This is a genomic window from Christiangramia echinicola DSM 19838, assembly GCF_000423065.1.
In the GTDB taxonomy this organism is placed as follows: Bacteria; Bacteroidota; Bacteroidia; order Flavobacteriales; family Flavobacteriaceae; genus Christiangramia; species Christiangramia echinicola.
In genome coordinates this window covers 858,422-878,046 of the sequence record NZ_AUHG01000010.1, presented here as the reverse complement: position 1 = coordinate 878,046, position 19,625 = coordinate 858,422, and the positions used below count along the sequence as shown (strand labels likewise).

Below are 19,625 nucleotides of genomic sequence, written 5' to 3'. Positions count from 1 at the left end.
TCTAAATTAACCTCTTTTAATGTATTCTGTATTCTAAAAATATATTATTCTTCAAATTCTGAACGAAGAACAGACATCACATCTTTAATTGTTTCTTCCTCCAGATCTGTACGACGAACAAGATCATCTACATCCTGCTCTAAAACAGCTTTCGCTGTATCCAGACCAATTTTAGAAAATTCGGCGATCACCCAATCTTCAATTTCGTCTGTAAATTCTTTTAACTCAACATCTTCTTCAACACCTTCACGGTACACATCTATTTCATAACCTGTCAATTGACCTGCTAATCTAATATTGTGCCCACCTCTACCAATTGCTTTAGAAACTTCTTCCGGCTTCAGCATAACCTCAGCAGTTTTAGCTTCTTCATCCATTTTAATGGAAGTTATTTTCGCCGGGCTCAATGCTCTGGTGATAAATAACTGCTCATTATTGGTGAAATTGATCACATCTATATTCTCATTCCCCAATTCACGTACAATACTGTGAATCCTGGAACCTTTCATACCTACACAAGCTCCAACAGGATCGATTCTATCATCGTAAGAATCTACCGCTACTTTCGCTTTTTCACCTGGAACACGCACCACTTTCTTGATAGTAATTAAACCATCAAAAACCTCTGGGATCTCCTGTTCGAATAACTTCTCAAGGAAACCGGGAGCGGTTCTGGACATTATGATAGTAGGCTTGTTACCTTTTAATTCGACGCTTTCTATGATTCCCCTTACATTTTCTCCCTTACGGAAAAAATCTGAAGGAATCTGACGGTCTTTAGGAAGCACAATCTCATTCCCTTCATCATCAAGTAGAATAATAGCTCTGTGCCTTATATGATGAACTTCTGCAGTATAAATCTCTCCTTCGAGATCTTTAAACTGCTTATAAATATTCGTATTGTCATGCTCGTGGATCTTCGAGATAAGGTTTTGACGTAAGGCCAAAATTGCTCTTCTACCAAGATCTACAAGCTTCACTTCTTCTGAAACATCTTCCCCAACTTCAAAATCTGGCTCGATCTTTCTAGCCTGAGCAAGAGATATTTCCCTGTTAGAATCTTCTACTTCACCATCTGCTACAACGATTCGGTTTCTCCAAATCTCAAGATCCCCTTTATCAGGGTTTACAATAATATCAAAATTATCGTCTTCTCCATACTTTTTCTTTAAAGCATTTCTAAAAACATCCTCCAGGATCGCCATCAGCGTAACACGATCTATAAGTTTATCGTCTTTAAACTCTGAGAATGACTCAATCAACGCGATATTTTCCATATCAATTTGTGATTAAAATGTTATTTTAACTTTTGCTTCCACAATCTCAGAATAAGGCAATACCGCCTCTTTCTGAACTGTAACCTTACCTTTACCTACTGGCTTAGGCTCTCTTGCTTTCCATGAAAGCTTTATTTCCTTCTCGTCTGCAGACAAAAGATCACCTTCGAATTTATCATTCTCGGTCTTCACCTTCAATCTGCGACCTAAATTCTTTTTGAATTGTCTCGGCATTGATAGAGGTTCAGACACCCCGGCCGAAGTTACTTCTAGAGAAAAATCTTCCTCTTCCCTGTCCAGGTTATGCTCAATTCCGCGGCTAACCAGGATACAGTCATTTACCGAAACCCCTTCATCACCGTCTATCACTATTTTAATATGATTGGCGGAGTTTACATCAAGGCTGATTAAAAATAAGGAATTATTTTCTTCGAATACCTTCTCTGCTAACTTTTCTACCTTCTCCTTCAGCATATGTTTATAAAAAGAGGGGACTTCTGTCCCCTCGCTGTACTTTTTTTAGTTTCAACGCTGCAAATATAGCAATATTTTTCAAGTATAAAAACGTGATATTAAATGAAATGAGCTATCTCCTTATTTATCTTCTAATTATCTAAAAATTCAGCCCATACCTACAACCATAAAAAATTAAATTTGAAGGAACAGATGAATTTTTCTTTGTAAATTTAATATGATACTCATTTACAATACTTTATCATTCAATCATGAAAAATATCCTCGTCCCTACAGATTTCAGCGACCAGGCTGAAAAAGCCTTGAAAGTGGCCGCACAATTAGCCAGAAGATTTAATGGTGAGATCTTTTTACTGCATATGCTGGAACTCCCATTACAACTTATAGACCCCATTGGGGGCGGAGGGCAGAATATGCCAGAGGCAATATTCTTTATGAAACTGGCTCATCAACGCTTCAATAAGATCCTGAAGGAACCTTACCTGAAAGGGATAAAGGTTCATGAAACTGTGGAGTTTCATCGAGCCTTTGACGGGATTATGGAAATAGGAAGAGAAAAAAAATGTGATCTTATTGTAATGGGATCCCACGGTGCAAGTGGCTTCCAGGAAATGTTCATAGGGTCCAATACTGAGAAAGTAGTGCGACATTCAGAAATACCTGTGCTGGTAATTAAGAATGAGATTCCAGATTTTGAAATAGACAATTTTATATTCGCAACCGATGCCAACATATCACATAAAGATTCTTTAAGAAAGGCTATTAATTTTGCCAATACCCTGGGAGCCACTTTACATTTACTTTTTGTAAACACCCCAAATGATTTTGTAACTAGTAATGAAGCTTATCAAAGAATGGAAGATTTCATTGGAGATCTAAATAAGAACAACTACAAAGTGCACATATATAATGACATAAGTGTAGAACAGGGAATTTTGAACTTTGCAAGGAAAATTAATGCCGGCCTTATAGGAATTGGCACCCATGGCCGCAAAGGTCTCGCCCATTTTTTTAATGGCAGTATTAGTGAGGACATTGTAAATCATGCCAATAGACCTGTGGTCACCTTCAAGATCTAGAGAAAGGATTTTAAGGCTCCATTTTTTAATAGATTCCAGACATAATTCCAGAATGATTTTGTCTTAACCCTGGTGAAGTTTATATTCTTGTAATGTGCTTTATTATTCTGCGCTTTATTTCGAACAATTAAATTGGCCAAAGCCGAAATAACTTTATTTTTCTTATTGCCATCTTTCCGTAAGACTTCAACCTTAAAATCTTTATATTCCAGCCTCATTTCCCCCTGGGCCTTGTTTTTATTTCCATAAAAATTAAAATACATACTGAGAATTTCACCAGTTGCTTCGATATTCAGGCCTGCTTTCATGAATTTATTCATCTGCTCTGCTGCCAGCCTTCCCATATCTCCAGAAATCTGGAATTGATCTGCACGATCACTAACATCAAACTCCCAGTCTACATGTAGCGGTGCGCCATTCATAAAGCTGGAATTAGAAATCACTTTCGTTTTTGGAAAATCTTTACGGTCTAATCCTACATTCGTGAAATTCTTAATCTGCATATCCAGGTTTGAAAATTCCACTACGCCCGGCTCCCGGTCTACATGCACCCGTTCTTCATATTTCAGATAAGAATTAGAAATAGAGATACTATCAAAATTAATAAGAAAAGGTATCTTCCTTATCATTTCACTATACATAGGTTTAATACTAGTGTCATCTGGAGGATACTTGTCCCGATAGATCCTAAAATCAGCATTAACAATTCTCGTCAAAGAATTTTCAATCTTCAGGGAATCTTCCTGAACCGACCAGTTAAGATTTTGCATGAAAATAGAATCTATTGTTAGGTCATACCTGTCTTTTTCAACACTAATAGTTTTTTGATGTTCAGATTTTGAATATTTGGGTATAATCCTGAAGTTTGAAATAGTTACTTTATGATTGTCTATTTCGAAATCACCTAGCGACAGCTCCTGTTGCTCATTCAGATCATAGAAAAGGCTATCAGCATTTAATAGAATTAGTTCATAATTAAAAGGAATAGTTTCCTTTAAGGTTTTTTCATTAATGCGCACCTGCTCCATTTTAATGGCCCGGACCTTTGCGAATAATCGGTGTGCACTACTATCTTTTTCGAAGATCTTAAAACTACCATTATGTACATTTACCTTTTTTACCAGGACCTTATTTTTAAACTTCCCTTGCTTCTTTTTCTTATCTACACTTGAAGTGTCTTTGGCTTTATTTTTAAAATTATAAAAATTGACTTCTGGTCCAGAAATCTCGAGTTCACCAACAATGATGTCCTTATCTAAAAGATAATCCCAAATTTGAATATCATTTAGCTGGATAGTATCTACTCGCAAGGTCTTTCCACTGATCTTAGCAAATGGATTGATCACCTCTGCCGTACGATCAAGTAATTTCACATCAACTTTATCAAAAGTAATATGTGCCTTCTTTAGATTATCCTCTATCCCGGTCCTGAGCTTTTTTTCAAGCAGAGTATTAACTATAATTAGAGCTATCGCCAAAACCCCGATTCCAATAAGAGCTCCGACTGCAATTTTTGTAGTTTTCTTCAAATTATTATGAGTTTTAAAAAACCAATTTACAATTAGATAGGAATCCCGGGCCCGCTTTAAGATTTTTTAACTTAAAAGATTGTGAGACAGAAGTTGGCAAAGTTAAATTAATGTCAAACTTGATTTTATACTTGAACGGTCCGGTATTTGAGTGCTATATTTGAACAGATATAAAAAAGAAATGTTTTTAAAAGTAGGTATAAAGATTTTGTTCGTAATCACCGAGGTTTTCCTTGGTTTTTACAGTTTGTTGGTAAGTGAAAGTTTGCTTATCAAATTTATCTTTTTTGCCGTTACCGCTGCAATCATTGCATTTGGTATGCTAAAAACAATAAATAAAATATTACCTACAGATAAAGCTATAATGGAAATACAAGCCGATGAAAAAGAGCTATAATTTCCATTACTATATTATAGAAATCCGTTGATGACTTCAACGGATTTTTTTTTGCTTATTTTGCTGTTTATCCTAACTCAAAAATATGAGGCTTATTTGCCTGGCAGACACTCATAACTTGCATCATGAAATCCCTATTCCAGATGGGGATGTTCTCATCCATGCTGGAGATTGCACAGATGGAGGTACGAGAAATGAAACCGAAAACTTTCTCGAATGGTTCTCCTCGCAACCTCATAAGTACAAGGTTCTAGTTCCCGGGAATCATGATTTCTATTTTGAAAAGCCAGATAATCTTTCGAAAATTCCAGACGGCATTCATTTATTAATAGATAGTGGCCTGGAAATTGAAAATTTAAAAATCTGGGGATCACCAGTGACACCTGGCACAAATAATTGGGCCTTTAACAGGGAAAGAGGAAACCAGATACGAAAGCATTGGGAACAAATTCCAGTAGATACAGATATCTTAATTACTCATACTCCACCATTTGAAATTTTAGATGAAATTGGCAGCGGAATTAAATTAGGCTGCGAGGAATTGAAGAGAATTTTACCAATTGTCCAGCCGAAATACCATTTATTTGGACATATTCATAACGCTTCCGGCTCCATAATACGCTCAGGAATTAGTTATTTCAACCTTTCCATGCTCGATGAACGCATGCGCATTATGTATTCTCCTAGATCCATAGAACTGTAAATTTAAATTTCTTCTTAATAGCCTTCCCATGAAGTTAAAAGTTTATTAACTCAGAAAGTATTACATTTTTTTTAACAGCTTTTATACTGTCTAATAGTAATTTAGCCATGTTGATAATGATGAAAAAGGACACTATGAATAGAATTACTACCCCGGAGATAATTGACGAAGTCAAAAATCTTATCACTTACAGTATCAGTAACAAGGAAATAGATAATGCTAATTTCCAGATGATGCACCGTGCAATTGTTAAAAAGTATTTTGAAGCAAAGCACGTTAATATTAATTACAAAGATCAATCGATTGATCTTAAACTACCGGTAGGTCAAAAGAAATATACCAGTATTACCTTTGAATGTCAGAATCTGGAGAGATTTCTTAAATCATGCCTAAAAAAAGATGATAAGAGCATCTTCTTTTATCAGGAGATCTTAAATCACTATAACGTAATTTCCGCAGCTTAAAAATAAAGAATACACCAATTACTAACTACAATTTAGCCTGGTCCCTACACCGGGTTTTTTCATTTTACAGACTCTCCTATTTCTTTTAATATATTTACCGTTAGAGGCTTGGATAAAAAGCCCGTAACTTCAGGAAACTTTTCAGCCCTTTCTTTATCTGAATAAGCAATAGAAGAAGAAACAATATAAATTTTGGTTCTTTCAGGAATCTCTGAAACAACTGTCCTTAACTTTTCAATGAATTGCCAGCCATCCATCAAAGGCATGTTGATATCAAGCAAAATTACATCAGGAACTAAAAATTCTGATTTCTCCAGTTCAGAAATTACCTGCTTCGCACCTTTGAAAAAATACCTGTCCTCAAAAACTCCAGATTTTTGAATTAATTTTTTTATGATCATTTGATAGATCTCATCATCATCTATTACCCAGACACTTTTCCTCATTTAAAGATCACTTTAAAAGTGGTACCAATTCCAGGTTCACTATCTACAAAAACATTACCTCCCATAGCATTGATCTGGTTCTTGGTAATGAACAAACCTACCCCACGAGAATCTTTTCTTTCGGTAAAAGTTTTATACAAGCCGAATACTTTATCGCCATGCTTGTTCAAGTCTATCCCAATCCCATTATCTGCAATTTTCAAGACCCATCTTTGATTATCTATATATCCAGTAACTGTGATAACTGGATTGCGATCTCGATGACTATACCTTAATGCGTTTGTAAGAAAATTTAAAAGCACACTTTCCATATAGGAGGCATTAAAGGTCACTTGCATTTCCTCTGGCACATCTATATTCACCTGCGCTTTTTTCTTTTTGATCTGAAGCTGTAATACTTCCAGCGTTTTATCGAGATATTCGGCAACCTTAATAGTTTCCACGTTAATATCTAAATTATTATTTATGGATACCACCTCATTAAGATCATGTAAAGATTCATTCAGGTTTTTGGAAACATTTTCTAAAAGTGAAATATAAGTTTGTTTTTCCTCTTCACATTCTTCAGTTTTATACAATTCAAGAATAGATTCCAGGTTACTGGAGTGAGACCTTAAATTATGAGAAACGATATAAGCGAAATTCAATAGTCTTTTATTTTGCTCCATTACAAAATCATAAGACTTAAATAAATTTATTTCTGCCTCCTGTTTCGCCGTGATATCCCTGAAGTTAACCACATAACCACCAATACTTTTCTCTCGAGTAAGGTTTGTAATGGTAACATCTACCCAGATATAATTTACACATTTGGTTTGCAGCCTCAATTTAATACCACTAAACGGAACCCCTGGATTTTCTCTAGACTCCTTGAATTTACCAATTAAATTAGATGCATCATCAGGATGTATTAAAGAAAATATTTCATTCTCTGCTACATATAATTCTTTATATCCTGTAATGCGCTCTAAAGATGGGGAAGAATATTTAGCATAACCCTGCGTATCAATTATGAGGATCACCTCACTAGAATTCTCCACCAGAGACCTGAATCGACGTTCATTCTCTTCTCTCTCCCTTTGGGCCTTTACCCTAGCCGATATATCTTCTACAAGTGCAATATGAGAACTCGCTTTCTCTCCATGGGACCATAGAGCTGAAACATTCAGCTTTATCCAGATGATCTCGCCATCTTTTCTAACCAGCCGCTTCTTAAGATTGTATTCTCTTATTTCATTATTTCGAAGCCTGCCCATTAAAGCTATATTCTCATCCCGATCTTCAGGATAACTTATAGCCACATGATCTTTTTGTATTAATTCTTCATTGGTATACCCCAGTAATTCCTGAAACCTGTTATTTGTTTCGAGTATTTTCCCACTTAAAGAATTTACCCGTGCCATTCCTATAGCCGCCTGATTAAAGATAGTTCTAAATTGAAGCTCGCTTTTAGCAAGATCGCCCGCCTGCTGCTTCACCTTTGCGGCTAGAATCGCTGGTTGCTTCATTGTATTAAAAATGATCCAACCTAAAGCTCCAGACATAATCAAGATTAGAAAAGCTACTGGAATCACTGCATAAAGAGGCTCATAAGGTTCAGTGGGAATTATATAAATTTTCCAGTCTCCATCTGGAAAAACGATCTCTCCTGAATAGGACTTTGTGAAATCATTGGTTGTCGAGAGGAAAAATTCTTCTTTCCCGGACAATGGATCCCTTTTCGAAAATTGAAATTTAAATTTATTGCTTGAAAGATCCTCTATCCCTGATTGATCTATCAGGTTTTCAAATTTAATTAGAACCGCAGAAAAACCCCAGAATTCATTTTTTATAAACACAGGCAACCTTCCTATCACTGCCAGGCCACCTTGTTTTAATTCAATTGGACCAGCAAAAAACATTTTCCTATTATCGATAGCCCTATAGGCCTCCTCGTTTCTTGTACTGTCTTCAAGAATATTGTAATTAATAACTGCCTTATTTTCCTCATAAGGATATACCTGCTTTATAACTCCGCCAGGTACTGTTTGGATCCCATCAATACTGGGATTGCCATCTACAAGCTGACTAGCAACCTCATCGAAATTATTTATAACACCATTTTCATCTATTTGAAGAGCAAGGGAAAGCGCTGCGGAATAACTGTATTTTAAAGACTGATCTATATTCTGCTCTACCAAGTCAATGATCCCTTTCATCTCATCATCCCGGGTTTCCTGAAGGATCTGGTAGCGCTGCCAAAGCATGAATAATCCTAAAGCAAGAAAGAACAAGGCAGCAAGAAGAGCCACTAGGAGTGGCTTTTTATTTATTGCAGGATTCAGCTTCTCTGTCATTCCAATAAGAAAGTAAGGCTAATAATCTAAGACCATCAGGTTTTTGGGCGAGCAAATATAATTCAATTAATTGTGCTTATGCAACTTATAAATTTTTGAATTAACCCTTTTTAAATAAATCACAGTTTTAAGTGATGTAGATAATAGTAAAAAATACTAAAATCTTACTTCCTTTATTAAGATCAAAAAATTGTTAATTGCTGATTTTTTGAGGTTTTCTACTGAGATCTTATAACTGTGTTCGCGAAGATATTCTATATAAGAGTATCATCAATCCATGACTTCAACTGTCCCTCAAGCTCTACAATCTGGAAAAAAGGAAAACCCTAAACTTTTCGAGGCAATGAGACAGATATATAACTTACTACTCTTAAAAATGTTATGCTGAACTTGATTCTGCATCTCAAAAAAATATTCGCCATTCTCTTACTACAGACTACAAACTAAAAAAGCCTGAACTTTCGTTCAGGCTTTTTGCACCTTGTTGGCCTACTAGGGCTCGAACCTAGACTCTTCTGGACCAAAACCAGACGTGTTGCCAGTTACACCATAGGCCAATGCTTAAATGCGGATGCAAATTTAAAACAAAGTTTAATCTACACAAACTTTTTGCATGAATTTTATTGAAAAAAATCAGCTTTATTTTCCAGCCGCCTGTTGCAGGTTCATTTTCAGTATTTTCCAAAATAAATGCTTTTCTCTTTCGTTTTGAAACCATTCAGCATTTTATTATTAAATTCGCCACTTTAGTACAACTACGCTAATATTTATGAGAGATCTTAACTTTAGTAAGTGGAACAAAATACTGGGTTGGCTGGTATTTGTTATCGCTTTAACTACCTACACGCTTACACTCGAACCTACGGCAAGTTTTTGGGATGCCGGTGAATACATTGCTACCTCAGCAAATCTGGAAGTGGGTCACCCTCCCGGAGCGCCATTCTATCAAATGATGGGAGCTTTTTTCTCCACATTTGCCCCAGACAATACTAAAGTCGCTTTGATGGTGAATTTTATGTCTGGTTTTGCCAGTGCAGTGGCAATTATGTTCATGTTCTGGTCTATTACCATGTTAGTTTTAAAAGTTGCAGGACCTGTTACTAAATTATCTCCTGCCAGAAAGATGGCCATTTTAGGAAGCTCTTTAGTAGGCTCTCTGGCATTCACTTTTACAGACAGCTTCTGGTTCAATGCAGTGGAAGCTGAAGTTTATGCTATGGCTGCCTGCTTTATGTCGGTCATGTTCTATTTAGGCCTTAAATGGGAACGGGACATGTTCACTCCCAGAGGGAACCGCTGGATCATATTAATTTCTTTAGTCATCGGACTTTCCTTTGGAGTTCACTTTATGGGATTACTTACATTACCTGCAATTGGATTCCTGTATTTCTTTAAGAATTATAAAGAGGTAACCGTTAAGAATTTTCTTATCGCCAATGTGGTTGTAGTGGCCGTTTTGATGTTCATTTTCAAATTACTCCTGCCCTACACCCTAACATTCTTCTCAGCTTCAGAATTGTTCTTTACGAACAACCTGGGAATGCCATTTAATACCGGTACGGTAGTAGCCTTTCTGGTTATCGTAGCTGCTTTTTACTACCTGATTAACTACACCAGAAAGAAGAATCTTTACAAATATAACACACTCCTACTCTGCATCTTATTTGTTTTAGTAGGATTCTCAAGTTGGGTAATGCTGCCTATAAGAAGTAATGCTCCTACGGTGATCAACGAGAACAGTCCTGATAATGCCCGAGAATTACTTGCCTACTATAACCGTGAGCAATATGGGGAAACCCACCTGTTCTTCGGCCCGCAATGGTCTGAAATGTACTCTGGTCTTGATCCTGAAAATCCTTACGAAGATGCTAAACCGAAATACGAAAAAGACGAAGAGCTAGGAAAATATGTGATCGTCAACGATTACAAAAATGCCAAGCAAAATCTTGATGATGACCACAAGGCAGTACTTCCACGTATGTGGAGTACAGAACATGCGGTAAATTATATGGAATTTACCGGTCCGCTGGATTTCAAAATAAAGGCTGAATATCAGGGTGAAGACAGACTACTACAAGCTGTCAACCAGTTTAAAACTCAGTTCTCACGAGGAGAACGAGATATGGAAGATTACCATAATTTCCTGAAGCAATTCAGTGAGTATTTAGATATAGAAAAACCAACTTTTGCCGAAAATATTGGTTATTTACTGGAGTACCAGATTGGCTACATGTACTGGAGATATTTTATGTGGAATTTCACCGGGCGCCAGGATGATATTCAGGGAAAATACACCGATCTGCACGGTAACTGGATAAGTGGAATAGATTTTATTGATGAAATGCATATTGGGAGTCAGGACAACCTGCCTTCAGACGCAAAAGACAACAAAGCCCGAAATACTTATTTCTTCCTTCCTTTCATCCTCGGATTGATAGGCCTGGTTTTCCATTTAAAAAGAGATAAAAAGAATTTCTGGGTGCTAATGGTATTTTTCCTGTTTACGGGAATTGCCTTAAAAATATACCTGAACGAACGCCCATTTGAACCTCGTGAAAGGGATTATGCCCTTGTTGGTTCATTCTACGTATTTGCCATCTGGATAGGCTTTGGAGTTTATGCTTTATTCGATAAACTTAGAAGTGTAATTAGTCCGAAAATTGCCGCTCCGGTGGTTATTGCCGCGAGTTTATTGTGCGTGCCCGTTTTATTAGCTTCAGAAAACTGGGATGATCATGATCGTTCCGGAAGAGATACTGCTTTAACCATGGCCCGGATGTACCTGGATTCAGTAGACGAAAATGGAATATTATTTACTATAGGTGATAATGATACTTTCGCGCTATGGTATGTACAACAGGTAGAAAAATATAGAACTGATGTACGAATCGTTAATACCAGCCTGTTAGCTACCGACTGGTATATTGACCAGATGAAGCGTAAAGCCTTCGAAAGTGATGCTTTGCCTTCGCAGCTGGAAAATGACTTCTACAATGGTAAAAATGACGCTATATTCTTGCGTGAGGTGACTCAGGATACCATTCCTATTGGCACCTGGATGAATTATATAGAGAATGAAGATCCTCGCACCCAGGCCGAATTACAAAGTGGATCTTTCATTAATACTTTCCCGTCTAGATATGTTAGGATCCCTGTAGATAAGCAGACGGTTCTTGAAAACAATATCGTAGACAGGTCTGAAGCTGATCAAATCGTTGATCATATTGATATTGCGATTGGAGACCAGATACTTTATAAGAACCGACTATTAATGCTGGATATACTAGCGAACAATAATTGGGAAAGGCCAATCTATTTCACCGGAGGAAGTTTTGGTGATGAAGATTACTTATGGATGAAAGACTATCTTCAACTGGAAGGAGTTACATATAAATTGGTACCGATCAGAACTCCGTTGAATCCAAGAAATCCGTTCGATATGGGCAGGGTGAATACAGAGAAGATGTATAACATCGTTAAGAACTGGGATTGGGGTAATATGGGATCTGATGATATTTACCATGATCCTGAAACCCGTAAAAACTCGATCACTTATAGAAGCAACCTGGCAAGATTGACCGAAAATCTTTTAAATGAAGGCGATACTATTCATGCAGAAGAGATCCTTGATCTTGGAATGAAACATATGCCGGTAGAGCATTTTGAATATTATACTTTACTGGAGCCATTTATTACCGGTTATTATGAAGTAAATAAACCGGCAAAAGCCAGAGAGATCTGGGAAAAGGTTGCTAGAAAATATCAGGAAAACCTGGAATTCTTTAGTGAATGGGAGGTTGATCGCCAATACAGATATGCAGATGAGATCATAACCGATATGGAACGTTATCGAGGATTGGTAGATATGATGATGGTTTATGAGGATCGGGAAACAGCTCAGAAGAAAGCCGAAGAGTTCAATAATTATTTGAAGCTATTCAGACATTTCTATAGAGAGGATGAAGAGATCGATGCTGATACGAAATCTCCTCAACAAGAAATTCTGGAAGCTCTCGATGGTGCGACACCTGTGGAGACAAACATAGATTCCTCAGCTCTGGATTCGGTTGAAGAGTAACTAGAAGTGAGAAGTGATATGCTGAATCAAGTTCAGCATGACGAAGACACTGGAAACGTCACACTGAACTCGTTTCAGGGTCTCTCTTTAGTTGAATTATACTAGGATTGAAATGTATGTAATATGAGTATTTAGCAGTGACATCTTAGACTTGGGTATCAAATTCAAAAATATTAAGTTTAGATTCTGAAACAAGTTCAGCAAGACATAAATTAAAGTATGAAAATCGTCACCCTGAACTTGATTCAGGGTCTCTAAGAGATTATGAAAATTATCCATGAAACTATTCCTTCCGAAATATCCTTCGCTGTTAAAAGCTCTATATCCAGAAAGGATTTCAAAAGTCGGGAATAAGAGTGCCATTTATCTCACTTTTGATGACGGTCCTGTACCTGAAGTCACTCCATGGGTACTGGATACATTAAAAAAATATAATGCGAAAGCCAGCTTTTTCTGCATTGGTGATAATGTTCGAAAATATCCGGATATTTTCAACAGACTACTTTCTGATGGTCATGCTATAGGAAATCACACTTACAATCACCTCAACGGCTGGAACACTTCAACTTCGGAGTATATAGAGAATGCTTTGAAGGCAGAGGAGATAATGAACAATACAGGAAAACAACCTCTAAACAATAAACCTGAAACATTAAACCCCGAACTCCAAACTCCAAACTTCAAACTTTTTCGTCCTCCTTACGGCAGAATTAAAAACTCACAGGCCAGGCAGATTAAAAAAGCAGGATTAAAAATTGTAATGTGGGATGTGATAAGCGGGGATTATGACAGGGAGTTTTCCGCAGAAAAATGTTTTCAAAATATTATTAAAAACGCCACCACCGGTAGCACCATAGTTTTACACGACAGCACAAAGGCATGGGACAACCTGAAGATCATCCTTCCGAAAATTTTAGAATATTATAAAGAAAAAGGCCTGGAATTCAGAAGTCTTAAAGATGTTCTTTAAGCAACCCGATCAAAGTATTGGCATCCTGCTCGCCACTATGCCTCCACTTCATCTCACCAGACTTATAGATCATTAACGTAGGAAGACCTTTAACGCGAAGGGCCTCGGCCAGTTGGGAATTCTTATCCACATCAATTTTAATAACTTTCGCCTTGTCTCCCAATGCCGCAGCTACATCTCTTAGAACCGGATGCATAGCCACAGAAGCGTCATTCCACTCTGTGTAAAAGTCCAGAAGAACGGGAATATTTAAGTCTACTAATTCACCAAATTTTGACATAACTCAGGATTTATTTTTAGCTCATGGTTAACACCACTTATGCCAGCTTTATCAAATATAGGAAATTCTTGTAATTATGCGGGTTTCGAACCTTTTTTCAGTTCTATAACACTAATTTCTGGCCAGATTCCCACTCGCCCGGGATAGGCCAAAAAGCCAAATCCACGGTTTACATTAATATACCTTCCGGCTTCCTCATAAATACCAGCCCAGTGTTTATAACGATATTGAACAGGACTCCATTTAAACCAACCCGGGATCTCGATCCCGAATTGCATTCCGTGGGTATGCCCGCTCATAGTTAAATGATATTTTTTAGGATGCTTTTTCACCTCCTGCTCCCAATGCGAAGGGTCATGGCTTAGCAGGATCTTAAAATCATTTTCATCTACGCCTTCCCCTGCTTTTTCGAGGTCACCGGCTTTTTTGAATCCGCCGGCACCCCAGTTCTCTACTCCAACCAACGCTATACGCTGACCACCTTTTTCAATAAATCGATTTTCATTTAGCATAAGGTCCCATCCCATTTCAGCATGGGTTTGTTTCAGCTTGTCAAGATTCTCTGTTTTGGCAGTTGCGCTTTCCCAGTTGTGGTAATCACCATAATCGTGGTTTCCCAGAATAGAAAATACTCCATCTCGTGCCTTAACTTCAGAAAAAAGATCTTTCCAGTCTTCCATTTCTGAAGCCTTATTATTAACAAGATCTCCGGTAAAAACAACCATATCGCTATCCTGTTCTTTCAGTAAATCCACTCCATACTGGATCTTGTTCTTATTATCAAAACTACCGCTATGTACATCACTTATCTGGCTAATTCTATAACCATCAAAAGCATCGGGCAGATCTTCAAAATAAAGCGTGTATTTTAATACACGGAAATTATAACGTCCTTTATACATTCCATATAGCAGACCGGCAAAGGGAATTGCCGCCAATCCTAGAGCGATCGTGCTAATAAATTTTCTTCGGGAAGGCATATCAAAACTTTCAGAAGAACCAAATATTTTCTCAATACCTGCGATAGGGACTCTTACTATATCTTCTCCCAGCATAACTATAGACAAGACGATTTTTCCGACGAAAAAAGCCAGGAAAATACCAATAGCATAACCACGTCCCCCGCCAAAACCATCATTTGGTGAAGGCTGGTTAAACTGATAAAATAAATTACCTATTACTATAGCTGAGATGATGAAGTAGATCACAGCAACCCAGATATTCTTAGTGAATACTCTTAAAGCCTGATAAGCATATAGATCAACGACTAGATAGATCGCTGCGAGAATTAACCAACGCATTATTACAATTTTTTGCGAAGATATTGGGAATCCCGATGTTGCAACAGCTTTTTACTTCATTTTAACTAATAATGAAATAGGCAGGATAAATCATTTACCCTGCCTATTACCCTACAAACTATAAAATTTACTGTGCACTCCAGCCACCATCCAGCACATAAGCCGAACCAGTGATCGCTGAAGAATCTTCCTTAGCTAGAAAAAGAGCTAATTCGGCTATCTTTTTTTCCGGTATAAATTCTTTTACGGCCTGCTTTTTAAGCATGACCTGTTTTATTACTTCTTCTTCGGAAAGACCATGAGCTTTAGCCTGGTCCTTTATTTGCCCTTCTACTAACGGGGTCTTCACATAACCGGGACAAATAGCGTTACAGGTAATATTATCTGCAGCACCCTCAAGCCCAAGTACCTTTGTTAGTCCAATAACTCCATGCTTCGCGGAAACATAAGCCGATTTATATTCGGAAGCCCTAATTCCATGGACAGAAGAAATGTTAATGATCCTGCCAAAACCATTCTTTTTCATAGAAGGCCAGACCGCTCTTGAAGCAACGAAGGCTGAAGTAAGGTTTATAGCAATGATATCATTCCACTTATCCAGAGGAAATTCTTCCACCTTTGATACATATTGAATCCCGGCATTATTGATAAGAATATCAATTTTCCCGAATTCTTTTATAGTCTCAGCGATTAGAATATTAATCGCCTCCTGATCTTTTAAATTAGCGTTTGAAAAATCAGTTTTTACCGAATACTCTTCCCCGATCTTTGCTGCAATCTCGGGTCCATTTTTTTCCAGCCCATGAAACATAATATCATAACCGGATTCAGCAAAAGCGATGGCGATAGATTTTCCTATCCCGCTAGTACTCCCCGTTATCAGTGCAACTTTTTTCATGATCTAAAGAATTTTAAAACTGCTTTATTAAATTGCTCTGGCTGATCCATGGTCACACCATGCCTGGAATTATTAATGATCTCCAGTTTAGCATTTTTCATTTTTGAAGTATAAGATTCTTTTAAGGAGATTGGAGTATAATCCAGGTCTGAAGCAACTACAAGAGTGGGAATTTCAATAGATCTTATCTTGTCCCCAATTCCCCAGTTCATCAATGTGATAAATGAATTATAATAAGCTTCCAGGTCATTACCGCTGCCCCTTTGGTAAAAGGCTTTCCTTAGCTCCGCCTGATCTTCCTCCGGGAACATGCCTTCGGCTACTTTTCTAGCCATGGCTTCCATACCTTGAGATCTCAGCATTTCTGTGCGCTCTTTGATCATCTGGTTTCCCATTTTCCCCAGTGCATTAAAGTCTGGTGCTGTATTTACAATGACCATTCTGGAGATCAGGTCACTATAAGCTGTAGCCATTTCAAAAGCTACCGCTCCACCCATAGAAAACCCTACTACTATACATTTTGAAATGCTTAGTTTATCTAAAAGCAGCTTCATGTCTTCTGCACATAATGAAACTCCATAAGCTTCTTTTGCTTCAGGCTTGGAAGAATTCCCATGCCCACGAAGGTCTGGGGCTATGATCCTGAAATCTTTTGAAAATGCTTCTTTTTGAAGATCCCAATCTGCTTTTGTAGATCCCAATCCATGGAGAAGAAGAACTACTTCTCCTTCTCCCTGATCAAGATACTCCAGGCTAATCCCGTTGTCTAATTCTGCTTTACAGGTCATCTGTCTTACAGGATTTAATTCTTATTTATTTCCTATTGGCAGGTGATATTTTAGCTCTACCATGAATAGTCTTCCTATTTCTGGGGAGGCTACGAACTGTCTAACTTCAGAATCCAGCAAATTAGTTACAGAAACTCCCACAGTCCAGTTATCATTAAAGTGGTAGCCGACATTCAAGTCAAGGTTGAAGAATCCTCCTAGCGGACCATAGTTCCAGGTTCTACCATTCCTGGCATTTTCTATTACATCATCCACTCCATCTCCATTTAGATCCTGAGTTTCAGCGGCGATATTTATCCCGGAAAAGAAATCATATTCCTGCACGTACCTTCCGTAAAGAGACCCGAAGAATTTTGATCCGGTGTAATAATACCCAATCCCAAATTTATTCTTAGGAGTATTTATAGGAAGTTCGCTTTCTAATACTACCCCATCTCTATTTCCATCATTCGCAAGGTCATTTTCATCCAGACTATAATTGAAATATGAGTAGTTGAAAGAAAGTCTGTTCTTATCGTTAAGGAAGTAGTTAATACCAAGATCTGCACCATAAGTATCCACCTGCCCGAAGTTAAGATAGGTAAGTACAAAAGACCCATCTGAACCTGGTACAAGATCTCCAATTGGAGTATTTCCTCTTCTGGCAACAGGAGACGTTGCTGAAATATTGATCAACGGACTCAAGAAATCTTCAGATTGATTATAGTAAGCGTTTGCTTCGAAGAAAGTCTTGTCTCCAAACAGCTTACCTTTATATCCCACTTCCCAGGATTTAATTGTTTCAACTTTTAGTTCAGGAATTTCTGTACCATCTTCCAGGGTAAATCCTTCTCCATTTCCTAACACAAGACCGCCAAAAAGATTTCCGCTAAGGTTAAGAATTGAAGGTGCGGCGATCCCTTTTCCATAAGTAAGTCTGAAACTACCGAAATCAAAGTTCTTTACGATCGCGGCTTTCGGAATAAAGTTTCCTCCATACAGCTCGTGATCATCATATCTACCTACAAAAAGAAGGTCAAGCCCGGCATTCTCGAAAGTATATTCAAGTTGTCCATATACCCCAACCTGGTCTATCTCGATACCACCATCCTGGTCAAGGAGGTAAGTTCCTTTGGAATCTGCATTATCCTTTTGATATTGCGCTCCAAGCACATAAGTGAGGTTCCCGAAATTATTATTGTACTGTGCTTCAGCATTCAGTCTTTTAGACGCATCTTTAAATACCGATCCTCTTGGAAGACTAATTCCACCATCAGGAATTCCATCAATTGGAAACCACTGCTCGGTGAATGATCTTGCTCTGGCTTCTTCTTCGGCAAACCCATTATTAATAAATGAAACATAGTTTTGTGTACGCTGATTGATCGCGTAAGTATCCTCTGTTTTACTCCAGGTATGGTAAAGGTTTCCATAGAAATGTGGAGAAACATATTTTAACTGCAGGTAATCTATAGACCAGTCCTTGATCTGGTTTCTACCGGCATTGGTAACACCAAGGTTCGAGTTGTTACTGTGACCATAAGAAGCGATAAGATCACTGGTCTCATTAAAACTGAAATAAGTAGCTGCACCATATTTTGTAGTTGAAAAGTCTCTATCAAGATCTAATTCGTTATATGCGGTTTCACCAACATATACAGAATCTACATATTCAAATTCTTCTCCCTGCGTTCTTTCACCCCATACTTTGAAAGCGAATTTATCATTTACCTCCATCGCATAACGACCACGAGCAGTGAATTGCTTCTGGTTACCAGCTCCAACAACAAGATCTAAACCCTCTGAAGTTCGTGGATCTTTGGTAAGCGTATTCACCAGTCCGTTATGAGCATTTGGCCCATACAGAGCTGCATTTGGACCAAGAATGATCTCGACTCTTTCAATATCTTCTTTTGTTATAGTTGTAAAAGATCCTAATGGCAAACCTGTAGCTACTAACGACGAAATTCTACCATCTTCCACCTGCAGGTTCTTAGAATTAAAGGCGGAATTAAAACCCCGAATATTGATCCCGGTTCCCTGTACACCTGTTCTTACAAAATCCACCCCTTTTTGCCTGGCTGCTAATTCACCTGGATTAGGGCCAGGGAAATCGGCAATCTGTTGAGCCGAAATCACATTCACTGTTGCAGGTGCTTTGGTTATTTTTTGTGGTCTTCTGTTTGCTGAAACAACTACTTCATCCATTACAGAAGAAGAAGCATTCAAACTAAAATCCATAGTCATGTCCTGTCCAGATTCTATGGTAATATCTCTGGTAAGCGTCTCATACCCCATAAAGAAAACCTCAATGGTATAATCGTCTGGCTCCAGATCTAATTTATAATATCCACTTTCGTTAGTAGAAGCTCCGGTATTGGTTCCTCTTACTACAATATTGGTTCCCAGTAAAGGTTCCCCGGTAGCAGCATCTGTAATGGTACCGCTAATACTTCCCGTCTGAGCATATGCAAATACCCCAAACAGTAAGCTCATAATGGTGAAAAGTCTGATCTTCATAAAAGATAGTTTTTGATTATTTTAAGACGAAATTAACAAGAGAACTCGCCAATAAATGAAATGAAGAAAGATTGTGAAGTATGACCGTGATTTTAATTAAATGAAT

At 37.7% G+C, this 19,625-nt stretch carries 16 protein-coding genes and 1 tRNA gene; 6 read left to right on the top strand and 11 right to left on the bottom strand.

The features are described from left to right. Positions 1 to 44: 44 nt before the first annotated feature. Positions 45 to 1,277 carry a transcription termination factor NusA gene (nusA, locus tag G530_RS0104595; RefSeq protein ID WP_026933413.1) on the bottom strand — a complete coding sequence of 411 codons (1,233 nt, stop codon included), beginning with the start codon at positions 1,275 to 1,277 and terminating at the stop codon, positions 45 to 47. A gap of 12 nt (positions 1,278 to 1,289) precedes the next feature. Further along, a complete protein-coding gene (gene rimP, locus G530_RS0104590) occupies positions 1,290 to 1,751 on the bottom strand; it encodes a ribosome assembly cofactor RimP (RefSeq protein ID WP_026933412.1) in 462 nt (153 codons plus the stop codon). A gap of 251 nt (positions 1,752 to 2,002) precedes the next feature. Here rimP and G530_RS0104585 point away from each other — a divergent pair, with 251 nt between their 5' ends. Beyond that, positions 2,003 to 2,830 (top strand): universal stress protein, encoded by an 828-nt coding sequence (locus G530_RS0104585; RefSeq protein ID WP_026933411.1) that lies wholly within the window; start codon positions 2,003 to 2,005, stop codon positions 2,828 to 2,830. Here G530_RS0104585 and G530_RS0104580 read toward each other — a convergent pair. Continuing rightward, positions 2,827 to 4,359, bottom strand: coding sequence for a hypothetical protein (locus G530_RS0104580; RefSeq protein WP_026933410.1), 1,533 nt, complete (start codon positions 4,357 to 4,359; stop codon positions 2,827 to 2,829). The two genes, G530_RS0104585 and G530_RS0104580, sit on opposite strands and share 4 nt — an antisense overlap. A 181-nt stretch (positions 4,360 to 4,540) precedes the next feature. Here G530_RS0104580 and G530_RS0104575 point away from each other — a divergent pair, with 181 nt between their 5' ends. The 3 genes from G530_RS0104575 (at position 4,541) to G530_RS0104565 (ending at position 5,923) form a co-directional block, all read left to right on the top strand. Continuing rightward, positions 4,541 to 4,756: a hypothetical protein gene (locus tag G530_RS0104575; RefSeq protein ID WP_026933409.1), complete on the top strand. Its 216-nt coding sequence runs from the start codon at positions 4,541 to 4,543 to the stop codon at positions 4,754 to 4,756. A gap of 85 nt (positions 4,757 to 4,841) precedes the next feature. Next, positions 4,842 to 5,459: a metallophosphatase domain-containing protein gene (locus G530_RS0104570; RefSeq protein WP_026933408.1), complete on the top strand. Its 618-nt coding sequence runs from the start codon at positions 4,842 to 4,844 to the stop codon at positions 5,457 to 5,459. Positions 5,460 to 5,593: 134 nt separating this feature from the next. Further along, positions 5,594 to 5,923 (top strand): hypothetical protein, encoded by a 330-nt coding sequence (locus G530_RS0104565; RefSeq protein WP_026933407.1) that lies wholly within the window; start codon positions 5,594 to 5,596, stop codon positions 5,921 to 5,923. Between the two features lie 59 nt (positions 5,924 to 5,982). On the opposite strand, the gene G530_RS0104560 is transcribed toward G530_RS0104565, so the two are convergent. The 3 genes from G530_RS0104560 to G530_RS0104550 form a co-directional block, all read right to left on the bottom strand. Beyond that, positions 5,983 to 6,369 carry a response regulator gene (locus tag G530_RS0104560; RefSeq protein WP_026933406.1) on the bottom strand — a complete coding sequence of 129 codons (387 nt, stop codon included), beginning with the start codon at positions 6,367 to 6,369 and terminating at the stop codon, positions 5,983 to 5,985. Beyond that, positions 6,366 to 8,705, bottom strand: coding sequence for a PAS domain S-box protein (locus G530_RS0104555; RefSeq protein WP_035715776.1), 2,340 nt, complete (start codon positions 8,703 to 8,705; stop codon positions 6,366 to 6,368). Before G530_RS0104555 ends, G530_RS0104560 begins: the two co-directional genes overlap by 4 nt. A 484-nt stretch (positions 8,706 to 9,189) precedes the next feature. Next, positions 9,190 to 9,262, bottom strand: a tRNA-Gln gene (locus G530_RS0104550). A gap of 212 nt (positions 9,263 to 9,474) precedes the next feature. Here G530_RS0104550 and G530_RS0104545 point away from each other — a divergent pair. Then, on the top strand, positions 9,475 to 12,783 hold the full coding sequence (locus tag G530_RS0104545) for a glycosyltransferase family 117 protein (protein WP_026933404.1): 3,309 nt from the start codon (positions 9,475 to 9,477) through the stop codon (positions 12,781 to 12,783). 277 nt (positions 12,784 to 13,060) lie between these two features. Continuing rightward, positions 13,061 to 13,753, top strand: a complete 693-nt coding sequence (locus G530_RS0104540) for a polysaccharide deacetylase family protein (RefSeq protein WP_026933403.1) — start codon at positions 13,061 to 13,063, stop codon at positions 13,751 to 13,753. Here G530_RS0104540 and G530_RS0104535 read toward each other — a convergent pair. The 5 genes from G530_RS0104535 to G530_RS0104515 all read right to left on the bottom strand — a co-directional run bounded on the left by G530_RS0104535 (position 13,737) and on the right by G530_RS0104515 (position 19,519). Beyond that, positions 13,737 to 14,033: a thioredoxin family protein gene (locus tag G530_RS0104535; protein WP_011708070.1), complete on the bottom strand. Its 297-nt coding sequence runs from the start codon at positions 14,031 to 14,033 to the stop codon at positions 13,737 to 13,739. The genes G530_RS0104540 and G530_RS0104535 overlap by 17 nt on opposite strands. A 74-nt stretch (positions 14,034 to 14,107) precedes the next feature. Further along, a complete protein-coding gene (locus G530_RS0104530) occupies positions 14,108 to 15,334 on the bottom strand; it encodes a metallophosphoesterase (RefSeq protein WP_026933402.1) in 1,227 nt (408 codons plus the stop codon). Between the two features lie 127 nt (positions 15,335 to 15,461). Next, the gene (locus G530_RS0104525; protein WP_026933401.1) at positions 15,462 to 16,232 is read right to left on the bottom strand and encodes a 3-hydroxybutyrate dehydrogenase; all 771 of its coding nucleotides are present in this window, start codon (positions 16,230 to 16,232) and stop codon (positions 15,462 to 15,464) included. Further along, positions 16,229 to 17,020, bottom strand: coding sequence for an alpha/beta fold hydrolase (locus G530_RS0104520; RefSeq protein ID WP_026933400.1), 792 nt, complete (start codon positions 17,018 to 17,020; stop codon positions 16,229 to 16,231). The genes G530_RS0104525 and G530_RS0104520 overlap by 4 nt, the downstream gene beginning before the upstream one ends. 21 nt (positions 17,021 to 17,041) lie before the next feature. Beyond that, entirely contained in the window at positions 17,042 to 19,519 is a 2,478-nt protein-coding gene (locus G530_RS0104515; protein ID WP_026933399.1) for a TonB-dependent receptor, read from the bottom strand. Positions 19,520 to 19,625: the final 106 nt, after the last annotated feature.

Bases quoted from the DNA above. Each gene is read 5' to 3' on its own strand.
- G530_RS0104545 (WP_026933404.1), top strand. From the start codon at position 9,475: ATGAGAGATCTTAACTTTAGTAAGTGGAACAAAATACTGGGTTGGCTG.
- G530_RS0104585 (WP_026933411.1), top strand. From the start codon at position 2,003: ATGAAAAATATCCTCGTCCCTACAGATTTCAGCGACCAGGCTGAAAAA.
- G530_RS0104560 (WP_026933406.1), bottom strand. From the start codon at position 6,369: ATGAGGAAAAGTGTCTGGGTAATAGATGATGATGAGATCTATCAAATG.
- G530_RS0104570 (WP_026933408.1), top strand. From the start codon at position 4,842: ATGAGGCTTATTTGCCTGGCAGACACTCATAACTTGCATCATGAAATC.
- nusA (WP_026933413.1), bottom strand. From the start codon at position 1,277: ATGGAAAATATCGCGTTGATTGAGTCATTCTCAGAGTTTAAAGACGAT.
- G530_RS0104520 (WP_026933400.1), bottom strand. From the start codon at position 17,020: ATGACCTGTAAAGCAGAATTAGACAACGGGATTAGCCTGGAGTATCTT.
- G530_RS0104565 (WP_026933407.1), top strand. From the start codon at position 5,594: ATGAATAGAATTACTACCCCGGAGATAATTGACGAAGTCAAAAATCTT.
- rimP (WP_026933412.1), bottom strand. From the start codon at position 1,751: ATGCTGAAGGAGAAGGTAGAAAAGTTAGCAGAGAAGGTATTCGAAGAA.
- G530_RS0104575 (WP_026933409.1), top strand. From the start codon at position 4,541: ATGTTTTTAAAAGTAGGTATAAAGATTTTGTTCGTAATCACCGAGGTT.
- G530_RS0104535 (WP_011708070.1), bottom strand. From the start codon at position 14,033: ATGTCAAAATTTGGTGAATTAGTAGACTTAAATATTCCCGTTCTTCTG.
- G530_RS0104555 (WP_035715776.1), bottom strand. From the start codon at position 8,705: ATGACAGAGAAGCTGAATCCTGCAATAAATAAAAAGCCACTCCTAGTG.
- G530_RS0104530 (WP_026933402.1), bottom strand. From the start codon at position 15,334: ATGCGTTGGTTAATTCTCGCAGCGATCTATCTAGTCGTTGATCTATAT.
- G530_RS0104525 (WP_026933401.1), bottom strand. From the start codon at position 16,232: ATGAAAAAAGTTGCACTGATAACGGGGAGTACTAGCGGGATAGGAAAA.
- G530_RS0104540 (WP_026933403.1), top strand. From the start codon at position 13,061: ATGAAACTATTCCTTCCGAAATATCCTTCGCTGTTAAAAGCTCTATAT.
- G530_RS0104515 (WP_026933399.1), bottom strand. From the start codon at position 19,519: ATGAAGATCAGACTTTTCACCATTATGAGCTTACTGTTTGGGGTATTT.